This is a genomic window from Niabella pedocola, assembly GCF_021044425.1.
Taxonomy (GTDB): domain Bacteria; phylum Bacteroidota; class Bacteroidia; order Chitinophagales; family Chitinophagaceae; genus Niabella; species Niabella pedocola.
In genome coordinates this window covers 309,451-334,640 of record NZ_JAJNEC010000007.1, presented here as the reverse complement: position 1 = coordinate 334,640, position 25,190 = coordinate 309,451, and the positions used below count along the sequence as shown (strand labels likewise).

At 47.7% G+C, this 25,190-nt stretch carries 26 protein-coding genes; 13 read left to right on the top strand and 13 right to left on the bottom strand.

Annotated features, from left to right (window positions below):
• Nucleotides 1-227: 227 nt before the first annotated feature.
• The 6 genes from LQ567_RS22400 (at nucleotide 228) to LQ567_RS22375 (ending at nucleotide 9,181) form a co-directional block, all read left to right on the top strand.
• On the top strand, nucleotides 228-1,400 hold the full coding sequence (locus tag LQ567_RS22400; RefSeq protein WP_231008079.1) for a glycoside hydrolase family 172 protein: 1,173 nt from the start codon (nucleotides 228-230) through the stop codon (nucleotides 1,398-1,400).
• A 56-nt stretch (nucleotides 1,401-1,456) separates the two neighbouring features.
• Nucleotides 1,457-2,734: a histidinol dehydrogenase gene (hisD, locus tag LQ567_RS22395; protein ID WP_231008077.1), complete on the top strand. Its 1,278-nt coding sequence runs from the start codon at nucleotides 1,457-1,459 to the stop codon at nucleotides 2,732-2,734.
• A gap of 81 nt (nucleotides 2,735-2,815) precedes the next feature.
• Nucleotides 2,816-4,507 (top strand): DUF4091 domain-containing protein, encoded by a 1,692-nt coding sequence (locus LQ567_RS22390; RefSeq protein WP_231008075.1) that lies wholly within the window; start codon nucleotides 2,816-2,818, stop codon nucleotides 4,505-4,507.
• 48 nt (nucleotides 4,508-4,555) lie between these two features.
• Entirely contained in the window at nucleotides 4,556-5,512 is a 957-nt protein-coding gene (locus LQ567_RS22385; RefSeq protein ID WP_231008073.1) for a family 43 glycosylhydrolase, read from the top strand.
• A gap of 1 nt (nucleotide 5,513) precedes the next feature.
• Complete coding sequence (locus LQ567_RS22380; protein ID WP_231008071.1) at nucleotides 5,514-7,781, top strand: DUF2961 domain-containing protein; 2,268 nt, start codon at nucleotides 5,514-5,516, stop codon at nucleotides 7,779-7,781.
• Nucleotides 7,778-9,181: a sialate O-acetylesterase gene (locus LQ567_RS22375; protein WP_231008070.1), complete on the top strand. Its 1,404-nt coding sequence runs from the start codon at nucleotides 7,778-7,780 to the stop codon at nucleotides 9,179-9,181. Before LQ567_RS22380 ends, LQ567_RS22375 begins: the two co-directional genes overlap by 4 nt.
• Nucleotides 9,182-9,203: 22 nt before the next feature.
• Here LQ567_RS22375 and LQ567_RS22370 read toward each other — a convergent pair whose 3' ends face one another.
• The 8 genes from LQ567_RS22370 to LQ567_RS22335 all read right to left on the bottom strand — a co-directional run bounded on the left by LQ567_RS22370 (nucleotide 9,204) and on the right by LQ567_RS22335 (nucleotide 16,658).
• Nucleotides 9,204-10,553, bottom strand: coding sequence for an alpha-L-fucosidase (locus LQ567_RS22370; RefSeq protein ID WP_231008068.1), 1,350 nt, complete (start codon nucleotides 10,551-10,553; stop codon nucleotides 9,204-9,206).
• A gap of 252 nt (nucleotides 10,554-10,805) precedes the next feature.
• On the bottom strand, nucleotides 10,806-11,612 hold the full coding sequence (locus LQ567_RS22365) for a DUF4382 domain-containing protein (RefSeq protein ID WP_231008066.1): 807 nt from the start codon (nucleotides 11,610-11,612) through the stop codon (nucleotides 10,806-10,808).
• Between the two features lie 72 nt (nucleotides 11,613-11,684).
• Complete coding sequence (locus LQ567_RS22360; RefSeq protein WP_231008065.1) at nucleotides 11,685-13,007, bottom strand: sensor histidine kinase; 1,323 nt, start codon at nucleotides 13,005-13,007, stop codon at nucleotides 11,685-11,687.
• On the bottom strand, nucleotides 13,004-13,684 hold the full coding sequence (locus LQ567_RS22355) for a response regulator transcription factor (protein WP_231008064.1): 681 nt from the start codon (nucleotides 13,682-13,684) through the stop codon (nucleotides 13,004-13,006). Before LQ567_RS22355 ends, LQ567_RS22360 begins: the two co-directional genes overlap by 4 nt.
• Before the next feature lie 9 nt (nucleotides 13,685-13,693).
• Nucleotides 13,694-14,554, bottom strand: coding sequence for a hypothetical protein (locus tag LQ567_RS22350; RefSeq protein WP_231008063.1), 861 nt, complete (start codon nucleotides 14,552-14,554; stop codon nucleotides 13,694-13,696).
• 45 nt (nucleotides 14,555-14,599) lie between these two features.
• Nucleotides 14,600-14,911, bottom strand: a complete 312-nt coding sequence (locus LQ567_RS22345; protein ID WP_231008062.1) for a hypothetical protein — start codon at nucleotides 14,909-14,911, stop codon at nucleotides 14,600-14,602.
• Between the two features lie 78 nt (nucleotides 14,912-14,989).
• A complete protein-coding gene (locus tag LQ567_RS22340; protein ID WP_231008061.1) occupies nucleotides 14,990-15,259 on the bottom strand; it encodes a hypothetical protein in 270 nt (89 codons plus the stop codon).
• Between the two features lie 112 nt (nucleotides 15,260-15,371).
• Nucleotides 15,372-16,658, bottom strand: coding sequence for a dicarboxylate/amino acid:cation symporter (locus LQ567_RS22335; protein ID WP_317206847.1), 1,287 nt, complete (start codon nucleotides 16,656-16,658; stop codon nucleotides 15,372-15,374).
• Between the two features lie 350 nt (nucleotides 16,659-17,008).
• Between LQ567_RS22335 and LQ567_RS22330 the strand changes: the two genes are divergently transcribed.
• The gene (locus tag LQ567_RS22330) at nucleotides 17,009-17,587 is read left to right on the top strand and encodes a hypothetical protein (protein ID WP_231008060.1); all 579 of its coding nucleotides are present in this window, start codon (nucleotides 17,009-17,011) and stop codon (nucleotides 17,585-17,587) included.
• Nucleotides 17,588-17,682: 95 nt separating this feature from the next.
• On the opposite strand, the gene LQ567_RS22325 is transcribed toward LQ567_RS22330, so the two are convergent.
• The 3 genes from LQ567_RS22325 to lpdA form a co-directional block, all read right to left on the bottom strand.
• Entirely contained in the window at nucleotides 17,683-18,033 is a 351-nt protein-coding gene (locus tag LQ567_RS22325; protein ID WP_231008059.1) for a DUF5615 family PIN-like protein, read from the bottom strand.
• The gene (locus LQ567_RS22320; RefSeq protein ID WP_231008057.1) at nucleotides 18,030-18,323 is read right to left on the bottom strand and encodes a DUF433 domain-containing protein; all 294 of its coding nucleotides are present in this window, start codon (nucleotides 18,321-18,323) and stop codon (nucleotides 18,030-18,032) included. The genes LQ567_RS22325 and LQ567_RS22320 overlap by 4 nt, the downstream gene beginning before the upstream one ends.
• Nucleotides 18,324-18,412: 89 nt before the next feature.
• Nucleotides 18,413-19,816: a dihydrolipoyl dehydrogenase gene (gene lpdA / locus LQ567_RS22315; RefSeq protein WP_231008056.1), complete on the bottom strand. Its 1,404-nt coding sequence runs from the start codon at nucleotides 19,814-19,816 to the stop codon at nucleotides 18,413-18,415.
• A 440-nt stretch (nucleotides 19,817-20,256) separates the two neighbouring features.
• Here lpdA and LQ567_RS22310 point away from each other — a divergent pair, with 440 nt between their 5' ends.
• From LQ567_RS22310 to ftsY, 6 genes are all read left to right on the top strand, one after another.
• Nucleotides 20,257-20,886, top strand: coding sequence for a DUF5034 domain-containing protein (locus tag LQ567_RS22310; RefSeq protein ID WP_231008055.1), 630 nt, complete (start codon nucleotides 20,257-20,259; stop codon nucleotides 20,884-20,886).
• 5 nt (nucleotides 20,887-20,891) lie between these two features.
• The gene (locus LQ567_RS22305; RefSeq protein ID WP_231008054.1) at nucleotides 20,892-21,689 is read left to right on the top strand and encodes an outer membrane beta-barrel protein; all 798 of its coding nucleotides are present in this window, start codon (nucleotides 20,892-20,894) and stop codon (nucleotides 21,687-21,689) included.
• A 250-nt stretch (nucleotides 21,690-21,939) separates the two neighbouring features.
• Complete coding sequence (rpmB, locus tag LQ567_RS22300) at nucleotides 21,940-22,176, top strand: 50S ribosomal protein L28 (protein WP_231008053.1); 237 nt, start codon at nucleotides 21,940-21,942, stop codon at nucleotides 22,174-22,176.
• 25 nt (nucleotides 22,177-22,201) lie between these two features.
• A complete protein-coding gene (rpmG, locus tag LQ567_RS22295; protein ID WP_231008052.1) occupies nucleotides 22,202-22,390 on the top strand; it encodes a 50S ribosomal protein L33 in 189 nt (62 codons plus the stop codon).
• 90 nt (nucleotides 22,391-22,480) lie between these two features.
• Entirely contained in the window at nucleotides 22,481-22,654 is a 174-nt protein-coding gene (locus tag LQ567_RS22290; RefSeq protein WP_018628658.1) for a DUF4295 domain-containing protein, read from the top strand.
• A 173-nt stretch (nucleotides 22,655-22,827) separates the two neighbouring features.
• Nucleotides 22,828-23,790: a signal recognition particle-docking protein FtsY gene (gene ftsY / locus LQ567_RS22285; protein ID WP_231008051.1), complete on the top strand. Its 963-nt coding sequence runs from the start codon at nucleotides 22,828-22,830 to the stop codon at nucleotides 23,788-23,790.
• Between the two features lie 212 nt (nucleotides 23,791-24,002).
• On the opposite strand, the gene LQ567_RS22280 is transcribed toward ftsY, so the two are convergent.
• Together LQ567_RS22280 and LQ567_RS22275 are read right to left on the bottom strand one after the other, a co-directional pair.
• On the bottom strand, nucleotides 24,003-24,596 hold the full coding sequence (locus LQ567_RS22280; RefSeq protein ID WP_231008050.1) for a hypothetical protein: 594 nt from the start codon (nucleotides 24,594-24,596) through the stop codon (nucleotides 24,003-24,005).
• Entirely contained in the window at nucleotides 24,583-25,185 is a 603-nt protein-coding gene (locus LQ567_RS22275; protein WP_231008049.1) for a hypothetical protein, read from the bottom strand. Before LQ567_RS22275 ends, LQ567_RS22280 begins: the two co-directional genes overlap by 14 nt.
• Between the last annotated feature and the right edge of the window lie 5 nt (nucleotides 25,186-25,190).

The window sequence follows — 25,190 nt, the reverse complement described above, 5'->3', positions numbered from 1 at the left end:
GAGATGCTTCGACTCCTCCCGCCGTCGCGGGATGTGCTCAGCATGACGAAAGTATAATTGGTTTTCAATAACAATACAATCTGTCATTGGCAGTATGTCATCCCAGACTTGTTCCGGGATCTGTTCCTGTTTCAGGATCTGCCTGAGGGCTTTATTAACTGAAAATATTTTTCGTTTGCGACGCTGTCCTTTGCAAGATCAAATAACGCATAGATTATAAAAAAACAATGACATCTATAAAAGCAAAATGGATGCTGGTGCTATTACTCACAGGTACGCTGCACCTGGCTGCGCAGGACCTGATGGGACTTACTGAAATAAAACAGGGCGTAAAAACAAAACGGGTCAGCAGTTACGACCCGTCCGGAGATAATCATGATAACCTGAAGAATATTAAGCCAGGCGAAAAACGCACGATCTTTAACGTGGCGGGCGCGGGGATCATCGATCATATCTGGATGACGCTTTCGCCGGAGCCAAATGTACTGAGCCGGAATGATGTGATCCTGAGGATGTACTGGGATGGCAATGCCTATCCGTCTGTAGCATCGCCGGTTGGGCCGTTCTTCGGGCAGGGATGGAACGATGCATACCTGTTTACATCAGCAGCCCTGGCAGCTACACCTACAAACGGAAACGGACTGGTCAGTTATTTTGCCATGCCTTTTGCAAAAGGCGCCCGCATAGAAATTGAAAACCAGACGGGCGGCACTATCAATGCACTGTATTTTTACATCGATTACCAGGAGATGAAAACCTTACCTCCGCAAACGGGCCGGTTTCATGCCTGGTATAATAAACAGCTGACAATGCCGGTGGATAGCGTGGAAAATGAACACTGGATGTTTGGCGGCAACCCGCCCAATAAGAATGGCAAAGAAAACTATGTGATTGCAGATATCAAGGGGAAGGGGCATTTTGTAGGCGTTAATTATTATGTGCAGGCACCCACGCCTTACTGGTACGGTGAGGGTGATGATATGTGGTTTATAGATGGCGATACCTTGCCCACGATGAATGGTACCGGTACCGAAGATTATTTTAATACTTCCTGGGGTGCGCCCAAACAGCCGTACGCATCCCCTTATTTCGGGTACGCAAAGGTGAATGATGATATCGGGTTCCTGGGGCGCACCCATATCTACCGCTTCCATATCGCCGACCCGGTTTACTTCGACCGGTCGTTGCGGTTCTCCATCGAACATGGAAGTAATAATGTATTGACGCTGGACCTGGCCAGTGTGGCTTACTGGTACCAGGATACAGCCGCCCGGATACCATCCATACCGGATGCCGCAGTACGCCGGCCGATGCCGCTGATCGGGCCCACCGATATCCATCGCTGGCGGAATGAGTGGCGGAAAAGCAAGGGAAATGATACCCGCCTTTGGGGCAAATGAGTAATGACTTTAATAACAACAGGATCAAATAAAGAACTCAAAAAGAAAAAATAATTATGGCACGCTTTATCAAACAGGGGAAGGCTGTAACCGAATTGCAGCAGGAGCATTCAAACGTAAAAGGAACCGTGGAAGCGATGATCCGGAGTATTGAATCCGGCGGGGATGAGGCCGTACGTGCATATGCAGAACGGCTGGATCAGTGGACACCGGCATCCTTCCGGCTTTCAGCTGACCAGATACAAGCCATTGTAGACCGCACACCGCAGCAGGTAAAGGACGATATCCTTTTTGCGCAGCAGCAGATCCGTTTTTTTGCACAGCAACAGCGGAACACCATGCTGGACCTGGAAGTGGAAACCCTTCCGGGTGTGTTTTTAGGGCATAAGAACATTCCCGTAAACAGTGTGGGTTGTTATATTCCTGGAGGCCGGTATCCGATGGTGGCCTCGGCACATATGAGTGTGCTTACCGCAAAGGTGGCGGGTGTACAAAGGGTGATCGCCTGCACGCCACCTATACAGGGAAAAATACCGGAGGCAACGGTTTGTGCCATGCATTTTGCCGGCGCAGATGAAATTTATATATTGGGAGGGGTACAGGCACTTTGTGCAATGGCCATAGGCACCGGTTCTATCCCCGCAGTAGACATGATTGTAGGCCCCGGCAACGCCTATGTGGCAGAAGCAAAACGGCAGCTTTTCGGAAGGGTGGGGATCGATCTGCTGGCAGGTCCTACGGAAGTGTTGGTGATTGCGGATGAAACGGCGGATGCAGAGATGGTGGCCTGTGATCTCCTGGGACAGGCGGAGCATGGCCCTACCTCCCCGGCGGCCCTGATCACCACTTCTGAAGAACTGGCCCGGGAAACCATTGCCGCAATCGAAGAGCAGCTGAAAACGCTTTCCACTGCGGATCTGGCCGGAGCGGCATGGAAGGACTATGGCTCCATCATACTGGTAAAGGATATGGAGGAAGCCGTGGTTGAAGCCGACAAACTCGCCTATGAACATGTAGAAGTGCTTACCGCAGATCCTTTCTATTTCCTGGAACATATGACCAATTACGGTGCGTTATTCCTGGGTCCCGAAACCAATGTGGCGTATGGTGACAAGGTTATCGGTACCAATCATACCCTGCCTACCATGAAGGCGGCCCGGTATACCGGCGGGCTATGGGTGGGGAAGTTTTTAAAAACCTGTACCTATCAGCGTTGCACCCCGGAAGCCAGCACCACCATCGGCATGTATGCCGAACGCCTTTGTGAACTGGAAGGTTTTGCAGGACATAAACGGCAGGCCAGCTTACGGGTAAAGCGTTATTCCCAAAAATAATGGTGAATTAAATAAAATTTTGCAACTTTGAATGGTTGCTTAAACGATAAAGTAATACGCTTTCCTTTAAACAGAAAAATCATGAACAAACATGCACAACGATTGTTGATTTTTTTTGCCGGTTGTTTGTTGAACACCGTCAGTGCCGGGGCTCGTACAACGGAGCCGCCGATGTCTATCTGGCTCACCAGTTCGCTGCAACGGGTATTTCCGCAATCACCGGCTCAGGCTGCCACCGAGCTGGAGTTGCTGGCGGCCCGGAACAGCCGTATTTCATTCCAGGTTGCTTTCCGGAGTAACATGAAAGATCAAACGCATATATCCTGCAGTATAGAGAACGCTGCAGCGGTACATCCGCAGGTGCGTTACGTAGGGCTGGTACCGATGCCTCATTTTAATACCGATGTCAGCGCGGAGGAGCTGGACGGCAGGGGATACCTTCCCGGCTGGCTGCCCGATCCGCTTTACCCCGTAACCAAAACAGAAGCCAATCCCTTTGAAAGCCGTTCGTTCTGGATCACGCTTCAGGTTCCATCTGCACTATCGCCCGGGTTGCACCGGTATAAAATACGGATGCGCTGGCAGGAAGGGAAGGAGGAAAAGGACACGGCATTAACGGTTAACCTAACTGTAAGTACATTGATCCTGCAGCCCCGGAAAAATTTCCATGTAACCCACTGGTGGCGGGGTGAGGCCATTGCCCTTCAGTACAAAACAAAAATGTTCGACGAGCAATGGTGGAAACTGACGCGGGCCTGCATGAAAAACCTGATAGAACATGGCAACGACGTGGCATTTATCCAGAATTTCTTTGAGCTGCGGGCTGTATTCAAAGAACCCTGTCAAATGCTGATCGTAAATGAACCAAGCCCCGGGAAATATGAATTCGACTGGTCGCGGATCAAACGGTTTGTAGACCTATGCCGGGAACTGGGCTACAAGAAATTTGAATGGGCGCATCTATGGCTGTACTGGGGTGTACAGGACGCCATGCATGTGTATAAAAAAGAAGGCGATACCAATAAATTGTTGTGGGCGGAAAATCTTTCGGGAACATCCGATACCTATATCAATTTTCTGAAACAATACCTGCCGGATTTACACCGGTTCCTTATAAAGGAAAAGCTATTGGATGATTCTTACTTTCATCTCTCGGATGAACCCTGGTCCGAACACGTGGAAAATTATAAAAAGGCGCGCGACATCCTTCGCCGGCTGGCTCCCTGGATGAAGGTAATGGATGCGTTAAGTGATGTGCGGTACGGCCGGGAGCACCTGACCGATATCCCGGTGCCCATCATCAGTTCGGATGAGGCTTACCGGAAGGAGCATATTCCGCACTGGGTTTATTTTTGCACGGGTCCGCGCAATAAATGGCTCAATCGCCTGTATGATACACCGCTGCCTAAAATACGTATGAGCGGCTGGCTGTTTTATAAACTGAAAGCCGAGGGCTTTTTACATTGGGGATATAACTTCTGGTATAAGCTGGACAAAGAAGAGGCGGGAGATCCCTTTACCGAAGGTGCCGCCTATGCCTATCCGGGTATTGCGTCGGGTGATCCGTTTGTGGTATATCCCGGTCCGGATGGTCCGTATGACTCGATCCGTTGGGAGGTCTTTTCGGAGTCGTTGCAGGATTATGCTATTTTACAATCAGCGGGTATACAGCCGGAAGACGCCCTGTTGTCATCGCTGCATACCTATGAAGATTTTCCCAGGAGTGAGCAATGGATCCGGGAAACCCTTAAGAAAATCTTGGTCAAAAATTAAATAAATATATTGGTGCCGGTGCGTGACCGGTTCCATAAAACAGCTGCAGTGTATAAGAAAAAATGGATCATAGGACTCTGTTTATTGAGCATTCAATTGGTAAAGGCACAGGGCCAAAAGATAGAAGTGCCGCAGATTGCAGGCGCGTGGGTGCATATTTTTGATCCGGCAGATACCCGGGCCAAAGACAGCTCCTGGTATACCAATGATCATTGTTTTGTAAAAGCGGCCGATGGTTCCTGGCATGCTTTCGGGATCATACACCATTTGCCGGTTGCACCCTGGAAAGAAACCCGTTTCTTTCATATTACCGCGCGCTCTTTGACGCAGGCACACTGGGCAGATAAGGGCTATGCCATGACGGCGGAACCTGGTGTGGAACGCGTATTATGGGCACCGCATATTGTTAAAGAGAGGGGACGCTATCATCTATTTTACAATACGGGTAATATGCAGGAAAATGCACCCAACTATGCTTCCTGGGGGCAGCTGCGCCTGGCTACCGGTACGAATCTGTATCAATGGGAGCGGCATGCGCTGAACCCGCTGTTCAGTGATGCCGGTCATGCCCGGGATTCGTACATCATGAAGCATAAGGGCGTGTATTACTATTACTATACACGTACGTTCAGCGAAACCGATCTCCGTTCGGTAGTGGCCGTACGCACAGGACCGGATATGTATCACTGGAGCGGACCGCAGATTGCCCATACGCAGCCCTACCGGGTGGATTGGGGCGGGGATGCCGAAAGTCCCTTTGTGGTAAAAAAGGGTGGATTGTTCTACCTGTTTATCTGCCGGGCGATGACGGAGTATAATCGTACAGATGTATATTGGTCTGCAGACCCGCTGCATTTTCCTAATGAAAATTTTGTGGGCACTTTACCGGTACATGCTGCGGAAGTGATCTACGATAAAAAGGAAGGCTGGTTTATTTCCAATACCGGCTGGGATAAAAAGGGACTCTACCTGGCGCCGTTAAAATGGGAATCAAAAGAAAAATAAAATGAGCATAAGGGATTTAAAACAATGGCTGTTTTTGGGGCTGATGGCACCGCTTTGTGCAACAGCACAATCACGCAAAGAAGCATTGTTGCCGGCACAGCCTTCCGGTTATGATGCCTATCAGCTATGGAGCAGCCTGCCGCAACAGCGGATAGGGGTAAGGGCCTATATGCGCAGTACCTATGACCGCGGCGGCGGTGGATACGATGCTTCCAATTTTCTTTTTATGAAAAAGGAAGATGAAAATGTAACGCTGGACGTAAAAGGAAACGGTACCCTGTGGTTCTTCCGGGCTAATCACTGGCATGGTAGTCCCTGGCATTTTGTGGTGGATGGAACCGACAATATTGTTAAGGAAACCGCAACAGCCGATCCGGTAGACGCGGTTAAAAAATATAAGACAACCGCCTACATCCCGGCAGCAGCGCTTCCGGAGCCTTTTGCATGGACCTGGGGCACCACCAAGGGGGCCAATCTTTCCTGGATACCGATGCGGTTCAATGATTCGCTGCAGATCGCGTATTCCAGAACCTTCTATGGCACGGGCTATTATATCTATCATCTTTATGCAGGCAACGAACGGTTGATGAACAGGGGTGCCTCGTGGAATCTGCAACAGGTGCCACCGGCAGATGCTGTTGCTTTGCTAAACCGGGCGGGTACCGATATTGCTCCGGCAACTATTCAAAAAATACAGGGAACGGTTGCGCGCAGCCGGCAACAGGCGGTACTTGCTACCTTAAAAACCGGGCCGGCCACAATTCGTGCGCTAAAGCTCACGTTGCCATTGGATGAGGCAGAACAATTGGAGCGGGTACGACTGAAAGTGAGCTGGGACGGGGCAAAGCAACCCTCCATCGATGCACCGCTCTGCCTTTTTTTTGGAGCAGGTACGTTTTTCAACCGGGAAAAAAAAGCATACCTCGTGAAGGGATTGCCGATAAACATACGCTACGATTATAAAAAGGGAACCGTAGAGCTGGCCTGTTATTATCCCATGCCGTTCTTCCGCTCCGCAAAGGTTGAACTGGCAGGGCTCCCCTCAGGAGAAGGCGCTATAACCTATGAGCTGCGCTATGAAAAGCAGGTGGCAGCAACGCCGGCGCTCAGCAGTTATTTTCATGCCACGTATCGCGATTTCCCAAAACCGGCACTCGGGCAGGATATGGTTTGGCTGGATACAAAGGGCCTGGAAGGGCAGCAGGAATGGTCCGGAAGCTTCCTGGGCAATTCCTTTATTTTTTCGCACAATGCCAACCTGAATACCCTGGAAGGCGATCCCCGCTTCTTTTTTGACGACAGTCAGACCCCGCAGGCTTACGGTACCGGCACCGAAGAGTGGGCCGGTGGCGGCGATTATTGGGGCGGAGAGAACATGACGCTTCCGTTAGCGGGGCATCCCTGCGGTGCTATTGAAAAGAAAAAAGCAGTGAATGAAAAAGACCTGATCCAGTCGGCCTACCGGTTCCTTTGGGCCGACCTGATGCCCTTTGGAAAACGGGCTGTGATCCGCTTTGAGCACAACGAGAATGTTTCGCAGGAACATTATGAATCGGTTTGCTACTGGTACGGACTGCCATCGGCTTCGCTGGTAGCAACGGATCAGCTGGATGTTGGCAATGAAGCGGATGAGCGGCGGCACCGGTACCATTCGCCCCAGGCATCCGCTGTGCAAACCATTGAATCCAGATATGAATGGGGACCGGATGCATATCCCGCTCATGCATGGGGCTATGATCTTCCTAACCGGCCGGGGTATAAGGAATATATCGGGAAGGAGATCTATCCGGCTCAAAAGGAAGATGGGCGTACTACTGAAGGTACAACGGAATTTGACATCCGTTTGCGAAAGGATAACCAGGGCGTATTGTTGCGCAGAACGCTGGATTATGGGTATCCGAATCAAACGGCCGAAGTGTATATTGCCGTGCCATCCGGCAAAAAGAACATCAATGAAACCAGTTGGAAAAAGGCGGGCGTATGGTACCTGGCCGGTTCCAATGTGTCGATGACCTCCCGACCGAAAGACGAGCTGGGCAAGCGGGTATACGAGGTACGTACTTCCAACCGACGGTTACGCGATGATGAATTCCTGATTCCTGCGGAACTTACAAAGAACAGAACAACGGTACGCGTACGGATCAAAAATATCCCCAACCGGCAGGAGCTCTATCCAGGCCGTCCTTTTCCCCTGGAGAATAAATGGAGCGAGCTGCGGTACCAGGTGTTCTGTTATACCATCCCTTCATTTAAAGTTCCCGTAAAATGAGTCTGAAAAAATTATGGTTGATGTTGCTGGTTACGCTGGTAGTGCTCCATACAAAAGCCAATATCCGTTTGCCGGATATCATAGGCAATAACATGGTGCTGCAACAGCAAAGCAAGGTAAAGCTTTGGGGCTGGGCCGATCCTTATGAGAAGATCAGCATTAAGACATCCTGGGATAATAAGGTATATGAAGCCACCGGCTCCCGTGATGCCAAATGGGTGGTTGAGCTGCAAACACCTGCAGCCGGCGGCCCTTACTTCATATCGTTGCAGGGAAAGAACCGGTTGTTGCTGGAGAACGTACTCATCGGGGAAGTGTGGCTTTGTGCCGGGCAGAGCAATATGGAAATGAGCGGCAGCTGGGGATTACCGGATATTCAAAAGGAATTGCCGAAGGCGCATCAGCAGGAGCTGCGTTTTTTTCATATACCCAAAACAACGGCCGCTTTCCCGCAGGAACAGGTAAGAGGAGCGTGGGTGGTATGCGACAGCAATACATTGAAAACATTTAGCGCAGTGGGCTATTTTTTTGGAAAGCACCTTCGTCAGCAATTGCGCAGGCCTGTCGGCTTGATCGAAGCCGCCTGGGGCGGTACGGCAGCGGAAGTGTGGACACCGGACAGTATCGTGAACAGCAGCCCTGTTCTTAAAAAGGCGGCCGGGCTGATACAACCCAGCGACATGTGTCCCTATATTCCGGGAAGCGCCTATAACGGGATGATTGCTCCCATTGTTTCGTTTGCTATTGTGGGTGTTACCTGGTACCAGGGCGAAAATAATTCCGACGCGGCCACTACGTATCGCCCGCTATTTACGGCCATGATTCATGCCTGGCGTCGTGCATGGGATCGCCCATTACCTTTTTATTATGTGCAGGTGGCTCCCTTCCGGTATCGAAAAGTAAATGCAGGTGCCTTGCTCCGGGAAGCCCAATGGCAATGCCGGGTGATTCCGCATACCGGTATGGTGGCTACCAATGATATAACCGGCAATGTAAATGAGGTGCATCCGCAGAACAAGCACGATGTAGGACTGCGACTGGCTAACTGGGCGCTGGCAGATCATTATGGAATAAAAGGCATTGTATATAAAAGCCCGGAATACAAAAGCATGGAGGTAAAAGGATCGAAGGCCTTCATTAAAATTTCCGGTGCTGAAGGTGGACTGAAGCTGCTGGGCGATACCCTGGCTTCCCTGCAGATCGCCGGTGCTGACAAGGTTTTTTATCCTGCGGAAGCCAGCATACAGGATGATACCATTGTGGTTTGGAATACCAGCGTAAAAAAGCCAATGGCCGTACGGTATTGTTTTACCGATACGGCCATTGGAAATGTATTCAGCAGCGCGGGACTTCCGCTGTTACCCTTCCGTACCGACCAATGGGTATTGCCTGGATTCTGATACGGGCAACGTTGTTCCGCGGTTATTTTAAAAACAATTCGATCACCGGGATCTCATAAGGTGGCTTTTGTTTGGGCAGTTCCAGGATCACATCGCCGTTCTCTGTTTTATAAAGGATCTCTGATGCATCATGCAGGAACTGCGCATAGCTGATCTTGTCTGCATAACCCGGCAACACCAGTTTCCCGTAGTTGGAAGGATAGGTAAACAGGTGCAGGTAGAGCTTTTTTGTTTCGGGGTTGTAGGTCTGTTTAATATCCAGCGCTTCGGGCAGCTTATAGGTATCCGGCGGATACGTACAATTGTAAATGGACTTGTTATTGGCATGCATCCAGTAGCCGATGCTGTCGAGCGCATTGTTGGCGCGGTAGTCAAATTCACCGCGGGCGGTGGGGCCTACATTCAGGATCAGGTTGCCACCGTTGGCGGCAGAAGTGATCAGCAGGTCCAGCAACTGCCGGTGCGTTTTCCAGGTGTTTTCATCCCGGTAGTATCCCCAGGAGCCGGAAAAAGTTTGGCAGGTCTCCCAATACTTGCCTTTGTACTTTAACAGCTCAGAAGGCTTTACCTGCTCCGGTGTTTCAAAATCATAGCCGTCTGAATAATTATTCAGATCCAGGCGGTTGTCTACAATGATGCCGGGTTGTAATTTCCGGATCAGTTTTAATAACTCAACAGAGCCCCAGTCTTCATGACCCTTTCCGTTCTTTCCGGGATAAGAGAAGTCGAGCCACATGATATCGATCTTACCATAGTTCGTCAGCAGCTCTTTGATCTGGTTTTGCATATACTGCCGGTACTTGCTCATATCCTTACCCTTGTTCAGTGGGGCATAATCCGCTTCTGAGGCATCGCCACCCAGCCGTTGCGGGTGGGTACGGTCGATGGTGAAATCCGGGTGGTGCCAGTCGATCAGCGAATAGTAAAACCCGATCTTAATCCCTTCTGCCCGGAAGGCATCTACAAATTCTTTTACCAGGTCGCGTTTGGCCTGTGTATTGGTAGCCTTATAGTCGGTGTATTTTGAATCGAATAAACAGAAACCCTCGTGGTGCTTGGTAGTAAGCACGGCATACTTCATACCTGCAGCTTTTGCTTCTTTTGCCCATTTCTTCGGGTCAAATTCATCGGGGTTGAAATGATCAAAGTACTTCTGATAGTTCTCGGTAGTAATGCGTTCCCGTTGTTTTACCCATTCATGTCTTGCTGCCTGTGCATACAATCCCCAGTGAATAAACATACCAAAGCGGGCATCGGTCCACCATTCCATCCGTTTTGCTTTTTCGTTCGGGGTTTCTTTAAATAACTGTTTCGGTTGTGCATGCAACAGGCCGGTTGTGATCAGGGCTATTGCCAGAAGGATTTTTTTCATTATGCTTACTGTAGATTTAATCGTGTACAATCGCTTCCAGTAAAAATACAAAAGAAAGGCTTCGGGAAGCAGGCAGCTGCTGTTTCCGGTGTAAAATGGGTAATATATTTGATGAAAAAGGTAATTTAATAGAGCAGGTACAGAAGATAGAAGGGCGTAAACCAGTGAAATCATGCCTGCTGGATCCAAATAAAAGAGGCGGCATCTTTTTTGAGATGCCGCCCGGAGGAGGGTGATATAACTTATATAGAACTATTTGGTAAGCGTAACGGTACCAACATCGGTCACTTTACCAAACACCACGTTGATATTGCTGATGGTAGAATCCCGGTATCCGCTGGTGCTGTCTGCATCAATACGCAGTGCATATGCGCCATCCGGCAATCCAACAAAGTGGAAGAATCCATCGGCTGCAGGAATCGCACTTCCAATAGTGTCTGCACCTTTTAAGGCATAAAGCCAGGGTTTGGCCTCCAGGGGTTTAACATAACCTCTGAATTGTCCGTTTGCTTCTTCGCTAAAGGCTTTTACTACAGGGTTCAGCATGTATTTACCGCTTTTTCCGGCTGCGTGTACGGAACGGGCCGCATCAAAATCCAGCCAGATCTTATAAACACCATCCGGAGCCAGTTCTTTATGAAAATTGATTTTATAACCGCTTGTAGAACCGGAAGGTACGGTTAATGCATGTTCCACGCCGCCTATGACAACTTTGTTGTTGTCGCCAAGTATGAGGCGGATCTGTTCAATTTTTCCGGGAGCTATTGTCAGCGGATCGCCCATCGCCACCACGGTACCGTTGCGGTAATCCAGGATATTGACCGGCGCGCTGAATTTAGGATCCAGCGGGTAGTTGATCCATCCTGCATCGTTTGTACTGTTGTTGATTGAAACGCTTTTTACATCCAGGAAGATAGCGTCATAGGTAGCCGGGGCGTCGGTAAGCATCAGCTGAACTTTTGCCTGTCCATTGGTGTCCTGATCCGGGCTGCTGCTTTTTGAACAGGAAGCAAGTGCCAATAAGCTGGCCGCTCCCATCGAAAGGAATAGTAATTTCATATCTGAGGTTTTACATTATAGGATCCAAAACTAAAACCCCAAGATGAACGTAGTATGAAAAAACGGCGGTCGTTATTTGGTGAGATGGGTTGCCGGAAAATGCAGCTCAAACTGCGAGCCCCGGTCAGGCTCTGAATGCAGCGTAATGCCGATGCGCTGATAATCGGCGATCGATTTTACAATGGAGAGGCCCAGGCCAAAACCCTCCCGTTGGGAAGTGCTTTTTTTAAAGCGGTCGAAGATGCGTTCGTGCTGCGGCGCTTCAATACCAATGCCGGTATCTTCGATGCACAATAAATATTCCTGGTTTACATAACGGTCGCTGATAATGATACGGCCATTGGGTCGGTTATAGCGGATGGCGTTATGAATAAGGTTATAGAACAGCTGAAACAGGAGGTCGCGGTTTACATGATATAGTATTACACCATCTGTAAGCCGCTCTTCTACGGTAAGGGCTTTTTCGTCTGCCCGGTGTTGCAGTTCTTCCAGTACTTCACGGATCATCGATTTTACGGCTACCACGTCGTTCCGGTTGTATTGTTCGTTTTCAATCCGCGAGATCAGCAACAGCGCGTTTACCACTTTTTTTAACCGTTTCATGATCCGCATGGTGTCTTCCAGTTTGAGTACGGTGCCGGCCGGAAGCTCGGGGTCCGTAAGCATATTCTCAATTTTGCTCTGCATGATGCTGATGGGGGTCATCAGTTCATGGGATGCATTGGATGTAAATTCTTTTTCTTTTTCAAAGGCATGGTTTACCTGCTGCATTAATTGGGCAATGGAGTCATCCAGGTACCGGAAATCATAGGTAGAGGTCGTTAGGGCACGCTGGGGTTCACGGAACGGAAAGCTTTTCTTTATCAGCCGGTTGCGGATGATGGACGCCAGCGGTTTCAGCAGGTAGCGGGTATAAAACAGCTGAATGAGTGCCATGATAAGGGTAAGCACAATCAGTACACTGATGGTAGCCCGTTGCAGTGCTACACTGTCTTCCTGGATGGAGGTGATCTTTTTCCCGATCTCCAGCAGGTACACATGCTGTTGCATGGCAAACGTGTCTATAAGGATCCGGTAATTGATCGTATCCCCGTCGATGATACGTTCAGCGGTTTGCAGCCGGGTAAGGTCTGCTCCGGTATAATAGGGTTCCAGCGAAATGTATTCATCTTTGAGCATCGAATAGCTGCCATAGGCAGAATCACCCTGGAAATAATAGTCGATGCCGTTTTTCTGAATGGCGCTCAACGCCTTTTCCCGTTGCTGTATAAGGTTCTTATTCGTATTGCCCGAGGCTATTTTTTGCATGAGCAGGGGCAGCTGCCATACAAAGAGGCCCAGTACCACAATGGTTGCGGCAACAGCAAATAAGGTGAGTTTGGTATACAGCCTCATGCGTCGGTTCTTATTTTATAACCTATGCCGCGTATGGTTTCCAGCCATTCGGTATCGGCATAGGCATTGAGCTTTTTACGGATGTTCTTGATATGTACATCAATATAGTTTGAGTCATACTCGTCATCTGCATTATCGCCCCAGAGATGATCACTTAGCTGCATCCTGGAAAGCGGCCGGTTTTTGTGCAGTAGCAGATAGTTCAGCAGATCAAACTCTTTGCGGGAGAGAAAGATCTCTGTTTCTTCGTAATGAATGGTCCGGTTCTTTACATGAATGGTAAAAGCGCCGAGTGTCAACTGCTGGTCATGCAACTTGAATTTTCTGCGAATGATGGCCTGCATACGGGATTGCAGTTCCAGCAGGGAGAACGGCTTTGCCAGGTAATCATCGGCTCCCATATCCAGCCCCCGGATACGGTCTTCTACTTCTCCGCGCGCGGTAAGCATGATGATTACAGTTTCTGAATGATCCTTCCGGATCTCCTGCAACAGCCAAAATCCATCTTTGTCCGGTAAACCAATATCCAGTAAAATAAAGTCATAGCTGCCGGTATCAGTACGGTCCAAAGCTTCCTTTGCGCTGTGTGCTGTATCGCAAAGAAAATGGTTTTTCTGAAGGGCGGTCTCGATTTCTGTTGCCAGGGATTGTTCGTCTTCTACGATCAGTACGCGCATAGGGGTGGATTAAAACTGGTAATAAGCACTTAGGGTAAAGAAAGAATTGATGCGGCCTTTATCGGCGGTATTGCTGCCCAATAAGGAAAATTTCAAAGCGGCTTCTATCAGATAAGAGGCCCGGTTGTAAGATACGGGCAATTTGAGGTTATATGATAGCAGCCCGTATTTTTTGTAGTCGATGGTTGTTTCGGTTGTTTGCCCCGGCGGATTATTGCCATTGCCGTTCCCATTACCTTTTCCTTTTCCATTGCCATTCCCATTCCCGTTGCCTTTTCCCTGGTTTGTTTTTTCTACCAGGTAGGTTTCATAATATTGTTGGGTACCGGCCGTAAGCGCCAGTTCTGGTGTAAAGTTGAGGATGGCCCGTCCGCCCGAGAGGTTAATGTCAAACGATTTTGAATTAGAAAGGGTGGTAAAGTAATCGGTTTGTTCACCAAAGGCTAAATCGCCCTCAAGGGTGGTTTTAAGAAAATATTCATAGCCCAGGGAGGCACTGGCCATATTGGGACTGGAGGCCTGCAGAAAGGGTGATTTTGAAGGGAAGAAGGTATGCGTAAAACTTACGTCCCCCGATAATTTAGAAGTAATATTAAACCCATAGCCGGCACTCAATGCGGCAGCCGACATCAGCAGGCTATCGGAAAACAGGTGAAAACCCGTTGCGGAAAGATAAACGCCTGCAGGAATGCGTACCGTTGCATTTAAAGCCAGGTAGGGGAGGCGCTGTTCAGTGGTTTGACCGTAGTAATCAATGCCGGTTCCATAAAGCGCCGCAATGGTGAGGGTCGTTTTTTCTTTTGCCGAATCTACAGGTTGTTCCACACGGACGCCGGCCGTATCCTGGGCGAACAGCAGGGGAATTCTCATACAGCATAGTAACGCAACAAATAGTTTTTTCACAATACCTTTCCTTTATCGTCCTAGCCCTTTCCCGTTAATTTTTGGTTTAATGATTTTTACCGGTTTTATTTTGATCGAAGCGGGCGTTACCATTTTCGGCTTTGCCTGGTTTTTTGCCTTGGGTACTTCCTTAATCGGTTTTCCTTTAGCCACCGGTTGCCTGGGTGCGTCCTGTTTATTATCCGGAACTGTTGTTTGCTGCCGGGGAACGGTATCAGCAACAAACAACCTTTCTTTTCCCTTTTCGAACGAATGTGGCAAACGTGTCCCGGCGTTAACCGGTAGCCATCCTCCCATCAACAAAAAAAGAAAAAAGATTTTCATAATAGAAAATATCAGATAGCAGTTAAGCTATCTGATATAAAGGTACTGATTAAAAAGAAATCGGGCTGTTTGTTCCCGCTATCTTAGGGCACGAACTTTGTTGCCATTTGCCGGCAACCGGATAGTTTCTTTTATATGCGTTTTCCGATACTTTTTTCTATTTGCTTTTGAAGACGCAACACCGCTGATGATTCGTCCGTCATGAGTACGGTGCGCAACGCTGCGTACCACGGTCCCATGATTTAAAACGGGTTTGATCGCCTTTACTTTAAAAGAACCTTTCCCGGATTGAGCGATTAATGAGTTTGAAGCAAAAAGCAGGATCAGAAATGCCAACATCAATTTCATCGCTCTAGTTTATTATACAGGTACATTACCTATAGTACAAACCTAGGTGGGAATTATGAAAATTTGATGAAGAATCAGATACGGGGCATATCTTTTTCGTGTACGGTAACGGCTAATAGGCAGTTTTGGGAAGGGGCGCGGCACTCTTTTGATCCAGTGCCTGTTGGAGCTGCGTTTTATCCAGCTGTTTTTCCCAGTTGGCCACTACGATCGTTGCCACACCATTACCAACAAGGTTCGTGAGGGCGCGGCATTCCGACATAAAGCGGTCGATGCCCAGGATCAGTGTCATGCCGGCAATGGGCACTTCCGGTACGATGGCCAGTGTGGCAGCCAGGGTAATAAAGCCTGCGCCAGACACTCCTGCGGCGCCCTTGGAGCTCAGCATTGCCACCAGTAACAACAACACCTGGTGTTCCCAGGTAAGGGGAATATTGCAGGCCTGCGCAATGAACAAGGCGGCCAGGGTCATATAAATATTGGTACCATCCAGGTTAAATGAATACCCTGTAGGTATGACCAGTCCTACCACGGGCTTGGCACAACCGGCGTTCTCCAGTTTTTGCATCAGCGTGGGTAAAGCGGCTTCTGAAGAGCTGGTGCCCAGTACCAGCAACAGCTCATCCTTGATATAACGCATGAACTTAAAAATGGAGAACCCATTGTAACGGGCCACGGCACCCAGCACAAGGATCACAAACAGGGCGGCAGTGAGATAAAATGTGGCAACCAGCAGCCCCAGGTTCATTACAGACCGGATGCCATACTGGCCAATGGTGAAGGCCATGGCTCCCAAAGCTCCGATGGGCGCCAGCTTCATTAAAATCGCTACCACCTTGAAGACCGGATAGGTAAGGGCTTTTAAAAAATCAATCACGATCTTGCTTTTCTCCGCGGTTAAAGCCAGTCCAACACCAAACAAAATGGCAGCAAACAATACCTGCAGGATATTATTGCCCGAAAGCGGGCTTACCAGGGTTTGCGGAATGATGTCAAAAATAAAATGCTCCAGCGTTTGGTCTTTTGCCTGCGATACATATTTGGCAATGCTGCTGGCATCGAGCGTACGGTGATCGATATTCATACCGGCACCCGGGCGAACGGTGTTGCTCACAATAAGACCCACGATCAGTGCCAGCGTTGAAAACGTGAGGAAATAGATAAAGGCCTTTCCGGCAACCCGTCCTACTTTTTTTAGATCATTCATGCCGGCAATGCCGGTGCTTACGGTAAGAAAAATAACCGGGGCAATGATCATTTTTATCAGCATGATAAAACCATCGCCCAGAGGTTTTAACTTTTTTCCTGTATCCGGAAAAAAATGTCCCAACGTAATACCAATAACGATGGCAACGATCACCTGGAAATAAAGTACCTGGTACAGCTTCTTTTTTTTCACTGGCTTTTGCTGGCCGAGATCCGCAACAATCATTCGTTTTTGCCCAACAAGATAAATAAATTTAAAATGAGACACTATAATTTTTAAGAACATACAAATGATTGTTATTGCGGGTTGTGCTGAAAAGAGGATTAAACTTATAACAGCGGGTTGCTTTTGATTTACAGGCGCATGTATCATACACCGCCTGTAAGAAATGCACTACAACATGTATGTATAAAAAATTGGTATTGTTTTTTCTTATAGCTTATACGTACCCTGCAGTAAAACTTGATCTGGATCCAGTTCCGGTTCTTTTAAAAACCTGCAGCGTTCTTTGTTGTTATTTATGTAGATTAAATCTTATAGTTATGAAAAAGGTAGTTTTAGCAGCAGCGATGGGTATTTTATCCATCAGTTTTGTACAGGCGCAAAGTATGAAGAATACCCTTAAAGTGGGTGTAATGGGAGGCGCAGCAGTGCCCAATGAAAATGCTGCGGCAAACCTGGGCGTAGACGTATCGTATCAGAACCTGATTACGCCGCATGTAGGGTTGGGTGTTGCCACCGGTTACAATCATTTTTTTGGTAAAGACAATGACCTGGGCGGCACAACACTTCAAAACAATAGTTTCGGAGTAGTGCCGGTGGCTGCACTGGTTCGTTACTATCCGCAGGCAAAAGGTATTTATGTAGGTACCGACCTGGGATATGGATTTATTACCGGCGATGAGAAAGTTGCCAGTAACAGCAGTGTAAACCGTCCGGACGGCGGGTTTTATCTAAAACCTGAACTAGGATGGCATAACCGCAACTGGAATGTGTTTGCGCATTACACGAAGGTATTTACCGGGGATGATGGTAAGATCAATATTGGTAATGCTACCCAAAAGTACAATGCCGGAAGCATTGGGGTAGGCGTGGCTTACAATATTGGTTTGGGCAGATAGGTTGATTTTTTTAGATTTGTGAACCGGGTAAGCAGGCAATAGTTGCCTGCTTTTTTGTTGCAGGCCTGGTTGTGGAAATGATCAAAAAACTCATTTTAAACCTTCCGGATACGGATCGCCTCTTTTTGTATAACCGTAAAAGCATTAGGTAATTGATGCTGGTATTTTTCCGTTAAAGAACATACTATAGTTGTCCGCTCCTGCGTTGTGCATCCTTCCAGTCTTAATAAGACAACACCGCAATGCACCTGGTTGAGCCGGAAGACCAACTCGCCAAAGTCCTTGTCTCTTGTAATAAGGATTCTTTTTTCCTCTGCAGCAATTTGTAGTAATGTTTCATCATCAAGCGATCGTATTTCATCGATAACATAATATACATCAAAATTCAACCTGCGAAGGCAGTTTACAGTACTTCTGTCAACGCCTTCGTCTGCTAAGAATTTCATACCGCTACAGGATAGATGCGTTCAGTTTTCAATGCTTCAACTGCAAAAAATAGCGCAGCAGAGATCGCTTCTTTGGTCAATCTTGGATAAGATTCAAGGAGATTGTCGGCTGTCTCACCAGCGCCAAGTGACTCAAGAATCATCTCTACAGTGATGCGGGTACCTTTGATCACGGGCTTGCCCATCATAATTTCAGGGCGGATTTCTATGTAGGAAGAGATGTCCATTACAATTATTGTTTGTTCTTCAAAGTTACAATCTTCCCAGTAATTATCAAACTGGCTGTTCATCGGCCAGCGTAGCATTGCACCGCAGTACCACGGCCCGGCCCATAAAAAAAGCCTCCCCGCAGGAAGGCTTTTTAACCCATCTGTAAATATTATAAGTGAATGGCTTCACCGTAGGCCACTTCAATAGCGTCTTTTACACTTTCGCTGATCGTGGGGTGCGGGTGAATGCTGTTCAGTACTTCGTGGTATGTGGTTTCCAGCTTACGGCCAACAACGGTTTCCGCGATGATCTCGGTTACATTATAGCCGATCATATGGGTGCCCAGCCATTCGCCGTATTTGGCATCAAAGATCACTTTTACAAAACCTTCGGTATGTCCGGCAGCACTGGCCTTTCCGCTGGCGCTTAAAGGGAACTTGCCTACTTTTATTTCGTAACCGGCATCCTTAGCCTGCTTTTCGGTAAAGCCCACACTGGCTATTTCCGGATAGCAATAGGTACAACCTGGTACGTTGCCGTAATCCAGGGCCTCCGGCTGATGGTTGTATTTCTTTTCACCAAAGGCGATATTTTCCACGCAGATGATGCCTTCTTTTGAAGCAACGTGTGCCAGGGCCTGACCGGGAACGCAGTCACCGATGGCATACACACCCTCTACATTGGTTTTGTAATATTTGTCTACAACGATCTTCCCTTTATCGGTTTTTACACCCAGGGTTTCCAGTCCGATGCCTTCGATATTGGCAGCCACGCCTACAGCGCTCAGCAGCACATCTGCCTCAAGGATTGCTTCACCGGTGGCAGTTTTTACTTTTGCTTTTACGCCGTTGCCGGAGGTATCTACAGAAGTTACCTCGCTGCTGGTCATTACCGTAATGCCCTGCTTTTTGAGGTTCTTTTCCAGTTCTTTTGAAATATCTTCGTCTTCAACCGGAACAATGCGCGGTAAAAATTCAACGATGGTCACTTTAGTGCCCAGGCTGTTGTAGAAATAACCGAATTCCACACCAATGGCACCGCTTCCTACCACAATAATGCTTTTAGGTTGCTGGGGCAGTACCATGGCCTCACGGTAACCAATGATCTTTTTGCCATCCTGTTTCAGGGCAGGCAATTCGCGGCTCCGGCCGCCTGTAGCCAGGATGATGTGTTTTCCTTCTACCAGGGTTGTTTTTCCATCTGCACCCTTTACCTCTACCTGGCCTTTGGCTTTCAACGTGCCAAATCCCATGATCACGTCAATTTTATTTTTCTTCATCAGGAACTGAACGCCCTTGCTCATTTTATCGGCTACACCACGGCTGCGTTTTACAATAGCTTCAAAATTGGGTGTTCCGGAGGCCTCAATACCATATGCCTGTGCGTGTTGGATATCATTAAAAACCTGCGCACTTTTTAATAAGGCTTTGGTAGGAATACATCCCCAGTTTAAACAAATTCCCCCCAGGCTCTCTTTTTCAATAATTGCAGTTTTCAAACCCAGTTGGGAAGCGCGTATAGCGGCTACATATCCGCCCGGGCCACTACCTACAACTATCACGTCATATGCCATAAAATGTGTTATTTAAAAAATTAAAAGATCAGTGAGAGTGCGAATTTAGTTGAATTACGGTAACGGGCAAAATGCCGTTTCAACCAAATACGCAATCGTTTTTGTACGCCAATTACCAGAAATACAACAATTAAGAAGCGGCTTTGTTGGGCTGGGGCGGATAGTATTGGCCCTGTTTATGCAAGTGCGCCCCGGATGGACCGGGGTATATACACCAGATAAGTATAAGCGATGTTTTTGGTGATGCCCTGGATGTGAAAGAAGGAAACCTGCCGGGATAATGATCCTTCAGGCTGTTGTACATGTATTGTAAGTATATGGCTTCCAATTAAATAAATAATTTTTCGGGGAGGCAGGAATGAATGAATTATGTAGGCCGGTGGTTGATTGTTGCGAATAGCCGGGAGAACACGTTATAGTATTCAGTTTAATGAACTGCTATGAGTTGCCGTATCTATTTCAAAGGAGCTATTTTACTGATGCTTCCGTACATTTTTACCGTATTTGCAGGTTGTGTGTGTAATGTAAATACCCTTTATTACCGGTATGATTTTAATATGCTGGAGTTACGGCACCTGCAGGGTGCAAAGCCCATCGGGGAGAATGCCGGCGCCTCCATTCATAAAAATGCCTACGGGATTGAAGCAAAGCTTACGGCCATAACGACCCTGGCAAAGACGGAGGGAACAAACGGGTGGGTGCTATGGAACACCGCCCATGCAATGACCAAGGTGCAATGCCGGTATTCGGAGTATATGCCTGTGGACAGTATCCGGTCTATAGTAATAACGGATTATTTACAGGAAACCGGAGGCGGATGGTCTTCCGGAACAGATGTAAGCAGCCGGTTCCGGATTTATAATGGAGGTTATGTAACCGTTGCTGATTATCTGAAGTATTGGCCGTATCCCAATTATAATGATTCCAAAAAAATGGATGTTTCACTGGTAGAAAAATACCTGCTCATGGAACCGTTGCCCGACAATGGCTGGCATAAGTTTAAAATGGCTTTTACCATGAAGAGCGGCAGCATCATAGAACAAACCACTGCTCCCGTTTACCTGCAATAATGCGTATGAGAACATTCATATTTACATCCATATTGATCAGCAGCGTCCTTGCTGCTAACGCCCAGGAATGGGCAGCGTACCAAAAGCAGCTCATTGTAGGAATGGGCGGTGGGCTTTCGATGCCCTTTAAGAAGTCTGAAACGGCGGATCTGATGGATGCGCGGGTAGGATACCGGGACCGTTACTGGGGCCTGAATCCTTCCCTCCAGGTGTTTGTTTTCAAAAAATGGGGTTTTATGGCAGATTTTCAAATTGATGTTTCTGCCGTCAATAAAAAGCAGCGGGCAATGCTTGACCAGTCTTTTGAAGCACGCTATTCCGGGGATTACGAAATACTTACGGATAAATACTTTTATGGGCACGGATGGCAACGGTATGAGTCGCCGGCAACATTTCGCTTTACGGCGGGGCCTGTTTACCGGTTTGAAAAAAAACATTTTTTGGTTTACGGAAGCCTGGGGCTGGGAGTTACAAATTTTGAAGTAACCGGTATCCGGGCCAACCTGCTCCGGAAGAATTCTAATAATTACTACAACGTTTTGTTAGACGGCCGGGGAACGGAGACTCCATTTACCGTAACCTCCGGAATACGGATCGGTTACCGGTTTTCCCCGCACCTGATCCTTGCCCTGAATACAAATGCCGCCTATTTTAAAACCGATTTTTCGCAAACAATGACCCGCTGGGATATTTATACGGGCGCGGCGGTGGTGGATGGAAATTTCAGGTATCAACGGCAGCATTTGAACTTTAGCACCAATCTCAATCTTCAGGTAGCGGCCAATTTTAAAAAAAGGCGGTAGTTGTTAAATGAAAGGGTGAACTTTGCAGGGCAGGGGATTTCTGTTGGGGAATCAATGCTGATTTTTATTTATTGATTACCAGTGTTTTTCTGCTTTTGCCGGTGCAACCGGGTCTTTTAAAAGGCAGGTTTCCGCACAAAGCTCCTCCGCTATTTTAGATGCTGTTCAGAAAGGTTTAAAAATAATTGAAAAATTATTACATAATGCCAGGTTAATTCCCTACCTTTGCACTCCTAAATTTTTATTCATTATGGCAAGAGTATGTCAGGTTACAGGTAAAACCCCAATTGGAGGCCACAAGGTTTCTCACTCCAATATTAAGACAAAGCGCCGTTTTTTGCCTAATTTGCAAAAGAAGAAATTTTACCTGGTAGAGGAAGACAAATGGATCACTTTGAAATTATCTACAGATGCCCTGCGCACCATCAATAAAAATGGTCTGTATGCTGTAGTGAAAGAATTGCGTGCGAAAGGCGAAAAAATCTAACTAAAGCAGTTTAAAGCATTATACAATGGCGAAGAAAGCAAAAGGAAACAGGGTACAGGTAATTCTGGAGTGCACCGAGCACAAGACCAGCGGTAAACCCGGAACCAGTCGGTACATTACCGTAAAGAATAAGAAGAACAACCCTGAACGTTTAGAGTTGAAGAAATACAATTCTATTCTGAAGAAAGTAACTGTTCACAAAGAAATTAAATAATTTAGTTTGAGAATTTGAGTATGTATCCATTTCAGAATGGTGCATTTATTTTCAAATCTTCAAATTATCACATTTTCAAATTAATATAAGATGGCAAAAGCAGCTTCAAAGAACGCGAAGGTAAAAGATGCTAAAGCAGCAGCAGAGTCTAAAAACTGGACGAAGGTGATCCGTGCGATCCGCAGCCCCAAAACAGGTGCCTATACCTTTAAGGAGCAGATCGTTCACAAGGAGAAAGTTAAAGATTTTTTAGCTCAGAAATAAGCTCCTGCTTTCATTACAATATTAAAAAGCTGTTCGTTTTTAAAACGGATGGCTTTTGTTTTTTCTAATGTTTAGGGTTTGCTGTTTGACGTTTATGGTTTTGGCCGTACCTTCAACCCTCAGATTTTAAATCCGTCCGTACCGGCTTTTCCGGCGGGCTTCAAATAAATGAAATGAGTTTTTTTGGAAAGTTATTTGGAAAGAAAGAAAAGGAATCGCTGGACCAGGGATTGCAAAAAACCAAGGAAGGCTTTCTCTCAAAAATAGGTAAGGCAATTGCCGGGAAGAGCACGGTAGACGAAGAGGTGCTGGACAGCCTGGAAGAAGCACTGGTAGGGGCCGATGTGGGTATTGAAACCACCGTGCGCATTATTGAACGGGTAGAGAAGCGGGTGGCTAAGGATAAATATATGGGCACCAGTGAGCTGAACCGGATCCTGCAGGAAGAGATAGAGGGCGTACTCGTGGAGGCTCCTTCGGGGTCGAGCTATACCTTTGAAAGCGAGCTGCCTGCCAAACCGTATATCATCCTTGTAGTAGGGGTAAATGGTGTTGGAAAAACCACCACCATTGGCAAACTGGCCTATAATTTTAAAAAAGCGGGTAAGAACGTACTACTGGGTGCTGCGGATACCTTCCGTGCAGCGGCGGTAGACCAGCTCACTATCTGGAGCGACCGCGTGGGGGTGCCCATTGTAAAACAGGCCATGGGCAGTGACCCTGCAGCAGTGGCTTTTGATACCGCACAAAGTGCCGTAAGCAGGGGGAGCGATGTGGTGATCATTGATACCGCCGGCCGTTTGCATAACAAAGCGCACCTGATGGATGAGCTGAATAAGATCAAACGGGTGATCCAGAAATTTATTCCTTCGGCTCCGCAGGAAGTATTGCTGGTGCTGGACGGCTCTACCGGGCAAAACGCATTGGAGCAGGCCAAACATTTTACTGCTGCCACGGATGTAACTGCGCTGGCCATTACCAAACTGGATGGCACCGCAAAAGGTGGGGTGGTTTTGGCAATTGCCGATCAGTTTAAAATACCGGTGAAATTTATTGGTGTGGGTGAAAAAATGGAAGACCTGCTGGTGTTTGATAAGCACGAGTTTGTAGATAGTTTATTTAGCCTGGATAAGTAAGGGGAGGGCCGGGCCACGAAGGCTCAAAGGCTGGAAGACACACGCAGCACTACAGCCCTCAGCGGCAAATAAAGAACCTTAGCGTTTCTTAGTGCCTTAGTGTCTTTGTGGCGATAGAACCACGAAGGCCCGAAGGCTGGAAGACACACGAAGCACTTCAGCGCCTCAGCGGCAAATAAAATCTCCTTAGCGTTTCCTGGTTTCTTAACGCCTTAGTGGCCACCGACCTGCTTTTTTACCGCGGCTACCAGCGGTTGATTCTTCAGCTTTTGAAATTCGGGAACGCCGATATGCGTGATCAGCAATACTTCATTGGGAGTGGTGGCAAAGTAACAGGCAATGGGCGCTTCTGTTTTCGCCATCCTCCGTACATAACCCTCTTTAGCTGTATCCAAACGGGTAATCAGCTGTTGCAATGTGCCTGTATTTTCTGTTTTAATCAGGTAATACGTTGTCTTTAAGGAATCACGACCGGCATTGTTCAATACGGCCGTACCCTGGTAAATGATCGCTTCCAGCTGCGTTGCTTTGTAGGCGGGTTCCAGCAGCTGCAGGGCAGCAGTGATGAAATCCACATCCGATTTACAATTTTTTTCTGTGGTAGCGCAATTGGTGACCGCATTGTTCTTAACGGCGACGGTGTTGTACTGCAGCGGGTTTTCGAGCCGGATACGCATGGTATCTTGCTGGGCAGCCGCAGCAGCAGGGTGGTTTTTATTTTCCTCCGTTTGGCCGGCGCAGGCATAAAGCCGCGTAACGGCGGCAAGCAGGAGCATCAGGAATAGAGAGCTTCTAATATTCACCATAAAATGCTGATTTAATGTCCGGGGGAGCGGCATAGTCTACCTGGATGTATAACTGGCCGGCTTTTACAAGCGCTTGTATCGCTGCATCGGAGGTTTTAGAAGGAATTCCCGCAAGCGTTTGAATATCTGATTTGAATTTATCAAATCCGCCGATGATTTCTACGCAACCGGCCGCGCCCCAGCCATATTCCGAAAGCGAAGCTGGGCCTGCATGCACGAGGAAGGAATCTTCGATCTGGATGGCGCCGTCGTAGGGCGAATAGGTATTGTGTATCTTGTAATTCGGGTTGTAATACGTAACTTTTTTCTTACTTACCTTATGTTTGCCGGAATTGACCCAGCCTCTGTGGCGGTAGCGCTTGTCCGGCTGTTTGGGATCATTCCAATAGGGCATAAAGCGCAGGGCTTTCCACTTCAGCGTTACTTTTTTATTACTGCTGTCCATTCCTTCAAGATGTACATAATAGACCGGGATCTTATAATACTCCGTTTTCCCATTATTGTCATAGTCGCTGTCGGGGTACGACCTTCCGATATAATGATCGCCGGTAGTGTTGTTGGTAACGATGATGTTAACTGTTCGGGGCATTTTTC

Excerpts from the sequence above, each read along its gene's own strand:
- LQ567_RS22400 (WP_231008079.1), top strand. The coding sequence starts at position 228 with ATGACATCTATAAAAGCAAAATGGATGCTGGTGCTATTACTCACAGGT.
- hisD (WP_231008077.1), top strand. The coding sequence starts at position 1,457 with ATGGCACGCTTTATCAAACAGGGGAAGGCTGTAACCGAATTGCAGCAG.
- LQ567_RS22390 (WP_231008075.1), top strand. The coding sequence starts at position 2,816 with ATGAACAAACATGCACAACGATTGTTGATTTTTTTTGCCGGTTGTTTG.
- LQ567_RS22380 (WP_231008071.1), top strand. The coding sequence starts at position 5,514 with ATGAGCATAAGGGATTTAAAACAATGGCTGTTTTTGGGGCTGATGGCA.
- LQ567_RS22375 (WP_231008070.1), top strand. The coding sequence starts at position 7,778 with ATGAGTCTGAAAAAATTATGGTTGATGTTGCTGGTTACGCTGGTAGTG.
- LQ567_RS22370 (WP_231008068.1), bottom strand. The coding sequence starts at position 10,553 with ATGAAAAAAATCCTTCTGGCAATAGCCCTGATCACAACCGGCCTGTTG.
- LQ567_RS22365 (WP_231008066.1), bottom strand. The coding sequence starts at position 11,612 with ATGAAATTACTATTCCTTTCGATGGGAGCGGCCAGCTTATTGGCACTT.
- LQ567_RS22360 (WP_231008065.1), bottom strand. The coding sequence starts at position 13,007 with ATGAGGCTGTATACCAAACTCACCTTATTTGCTGTTGCCGCAACCATT.
- LQ567_RS22355 (WP_231008064.1), bottom strand. The coding sequence starts at position 13,684 with ATGCGCGTACTGATCGTAGAAGACGAACAATCCCTGGCAACAGAAATC.
- LQ567_RS22350 (WP_231008063.1), bottom strand. The coding sequence starts at position 14,554 with ATGAGAATTCCCCTGCTGTTCGCCCAGGATACGGCCGGCGTCCGTGTG.
- LQ567_RS22345 (WP_231008062.1), bottom strand. The coding sequence starts at position 14,911 with ATGAAAATCTTTTTTCTTTTTTTGTTGATGGGAGGATGGCTACCGGTT.
- LQ567_RS22340 (WP_231008061.1), bottom strand. The coding sequence starts at position 15,259 with ATGAAATTGATGTTGGCATTTCTGATCCTGCTTTTTGCTTCAAACTCA.
- LQ567_RS22330 (WP_231008060.1), top strand. The coding sequence starts at position 17,009 with ATGAAAAAGGTAGTTTTAGCAGCAGCGATGGGTATTTTATCCATCAGT.
- LQ567_RS22325 (WP_231008059.1), bottom strand. The coding sequence starts at position 18,033 with ATGAAATTCTTAGCAGACGAAGGCGTTGACAGAAGTACTGTAAACTGC.
- LQ567_RS22320 (WP_231008057.1), bottom strand. The coding sequence starts at position 18,323 with ATGAACAGCCAGTTTGATAATTACTGGGAAGATTGTAACTTTGAAGAA.
- lpdA (WP_231008056.1), bottom strand. The coding sequence starts at position 19,816 with ATGGCATATGACGTGATAGTTGTAGGTAGTGGCCCGGGCGGATATGTA.
- LQ567_RS22310 (WP_231008055.1), top strand. The coding sequence starts at position 20,257 with ATGAGTTGCCGTATCTATTTCAAAGGAGCTATTTTACTGATGCTTCCG.
- LQ567_RS22305 (WP_231008054.1), top strand. The coding sequence starts at position 20,892 with ATGAGAACATTCATATTTACATCCATATTGATCAGCAGCGTCCTTGCT.
- rpmB (WP_231008053.1), top strand. The coding sequence starts at position 21,940 with ATGGCAAGAGTATGTCAGGTTACAGGTAAAACCCCAATTGGAGGCCAC.
- rpmG (WP_231008052.1), top strand. The coding sequence starts at position 22,202 with ATGGCGAAGAAAGCAAAAGGAAACAGGGTACAGGTAATTCTGGAGTGC.
- LQ567_RS22290 (WP_018628658.1), top strand. The coding sequence starts at position 22,481 with ATGGCAAAAGCAGCTTCAAAGAACGCGAAGGTAAAAGATGCTAAAGCA.
- ftsY (WP_231008051.1), top strand. The coding sequence starts at position 22,828 with ATGAGTTTTTTTGGAAAGTTATTTGGAAAGAAAGAAAAGGAATCGCTG.
- LQ567_RS22280 (WP_231008050.1), bottom strand. The coding sequence starts at position 24,596 with ATGGTGAATATTAGAAGCTCTCTATTCCTGATGCTCCTGCTTGCCGCC.
- LQ567_RS22275 (WP_231008049.1), bottom strand. The coding sequence starts at position 25,185 with ATGCCCCGAACAGTTAACATCATCGTTACCAACAACACTACCGGCGAT.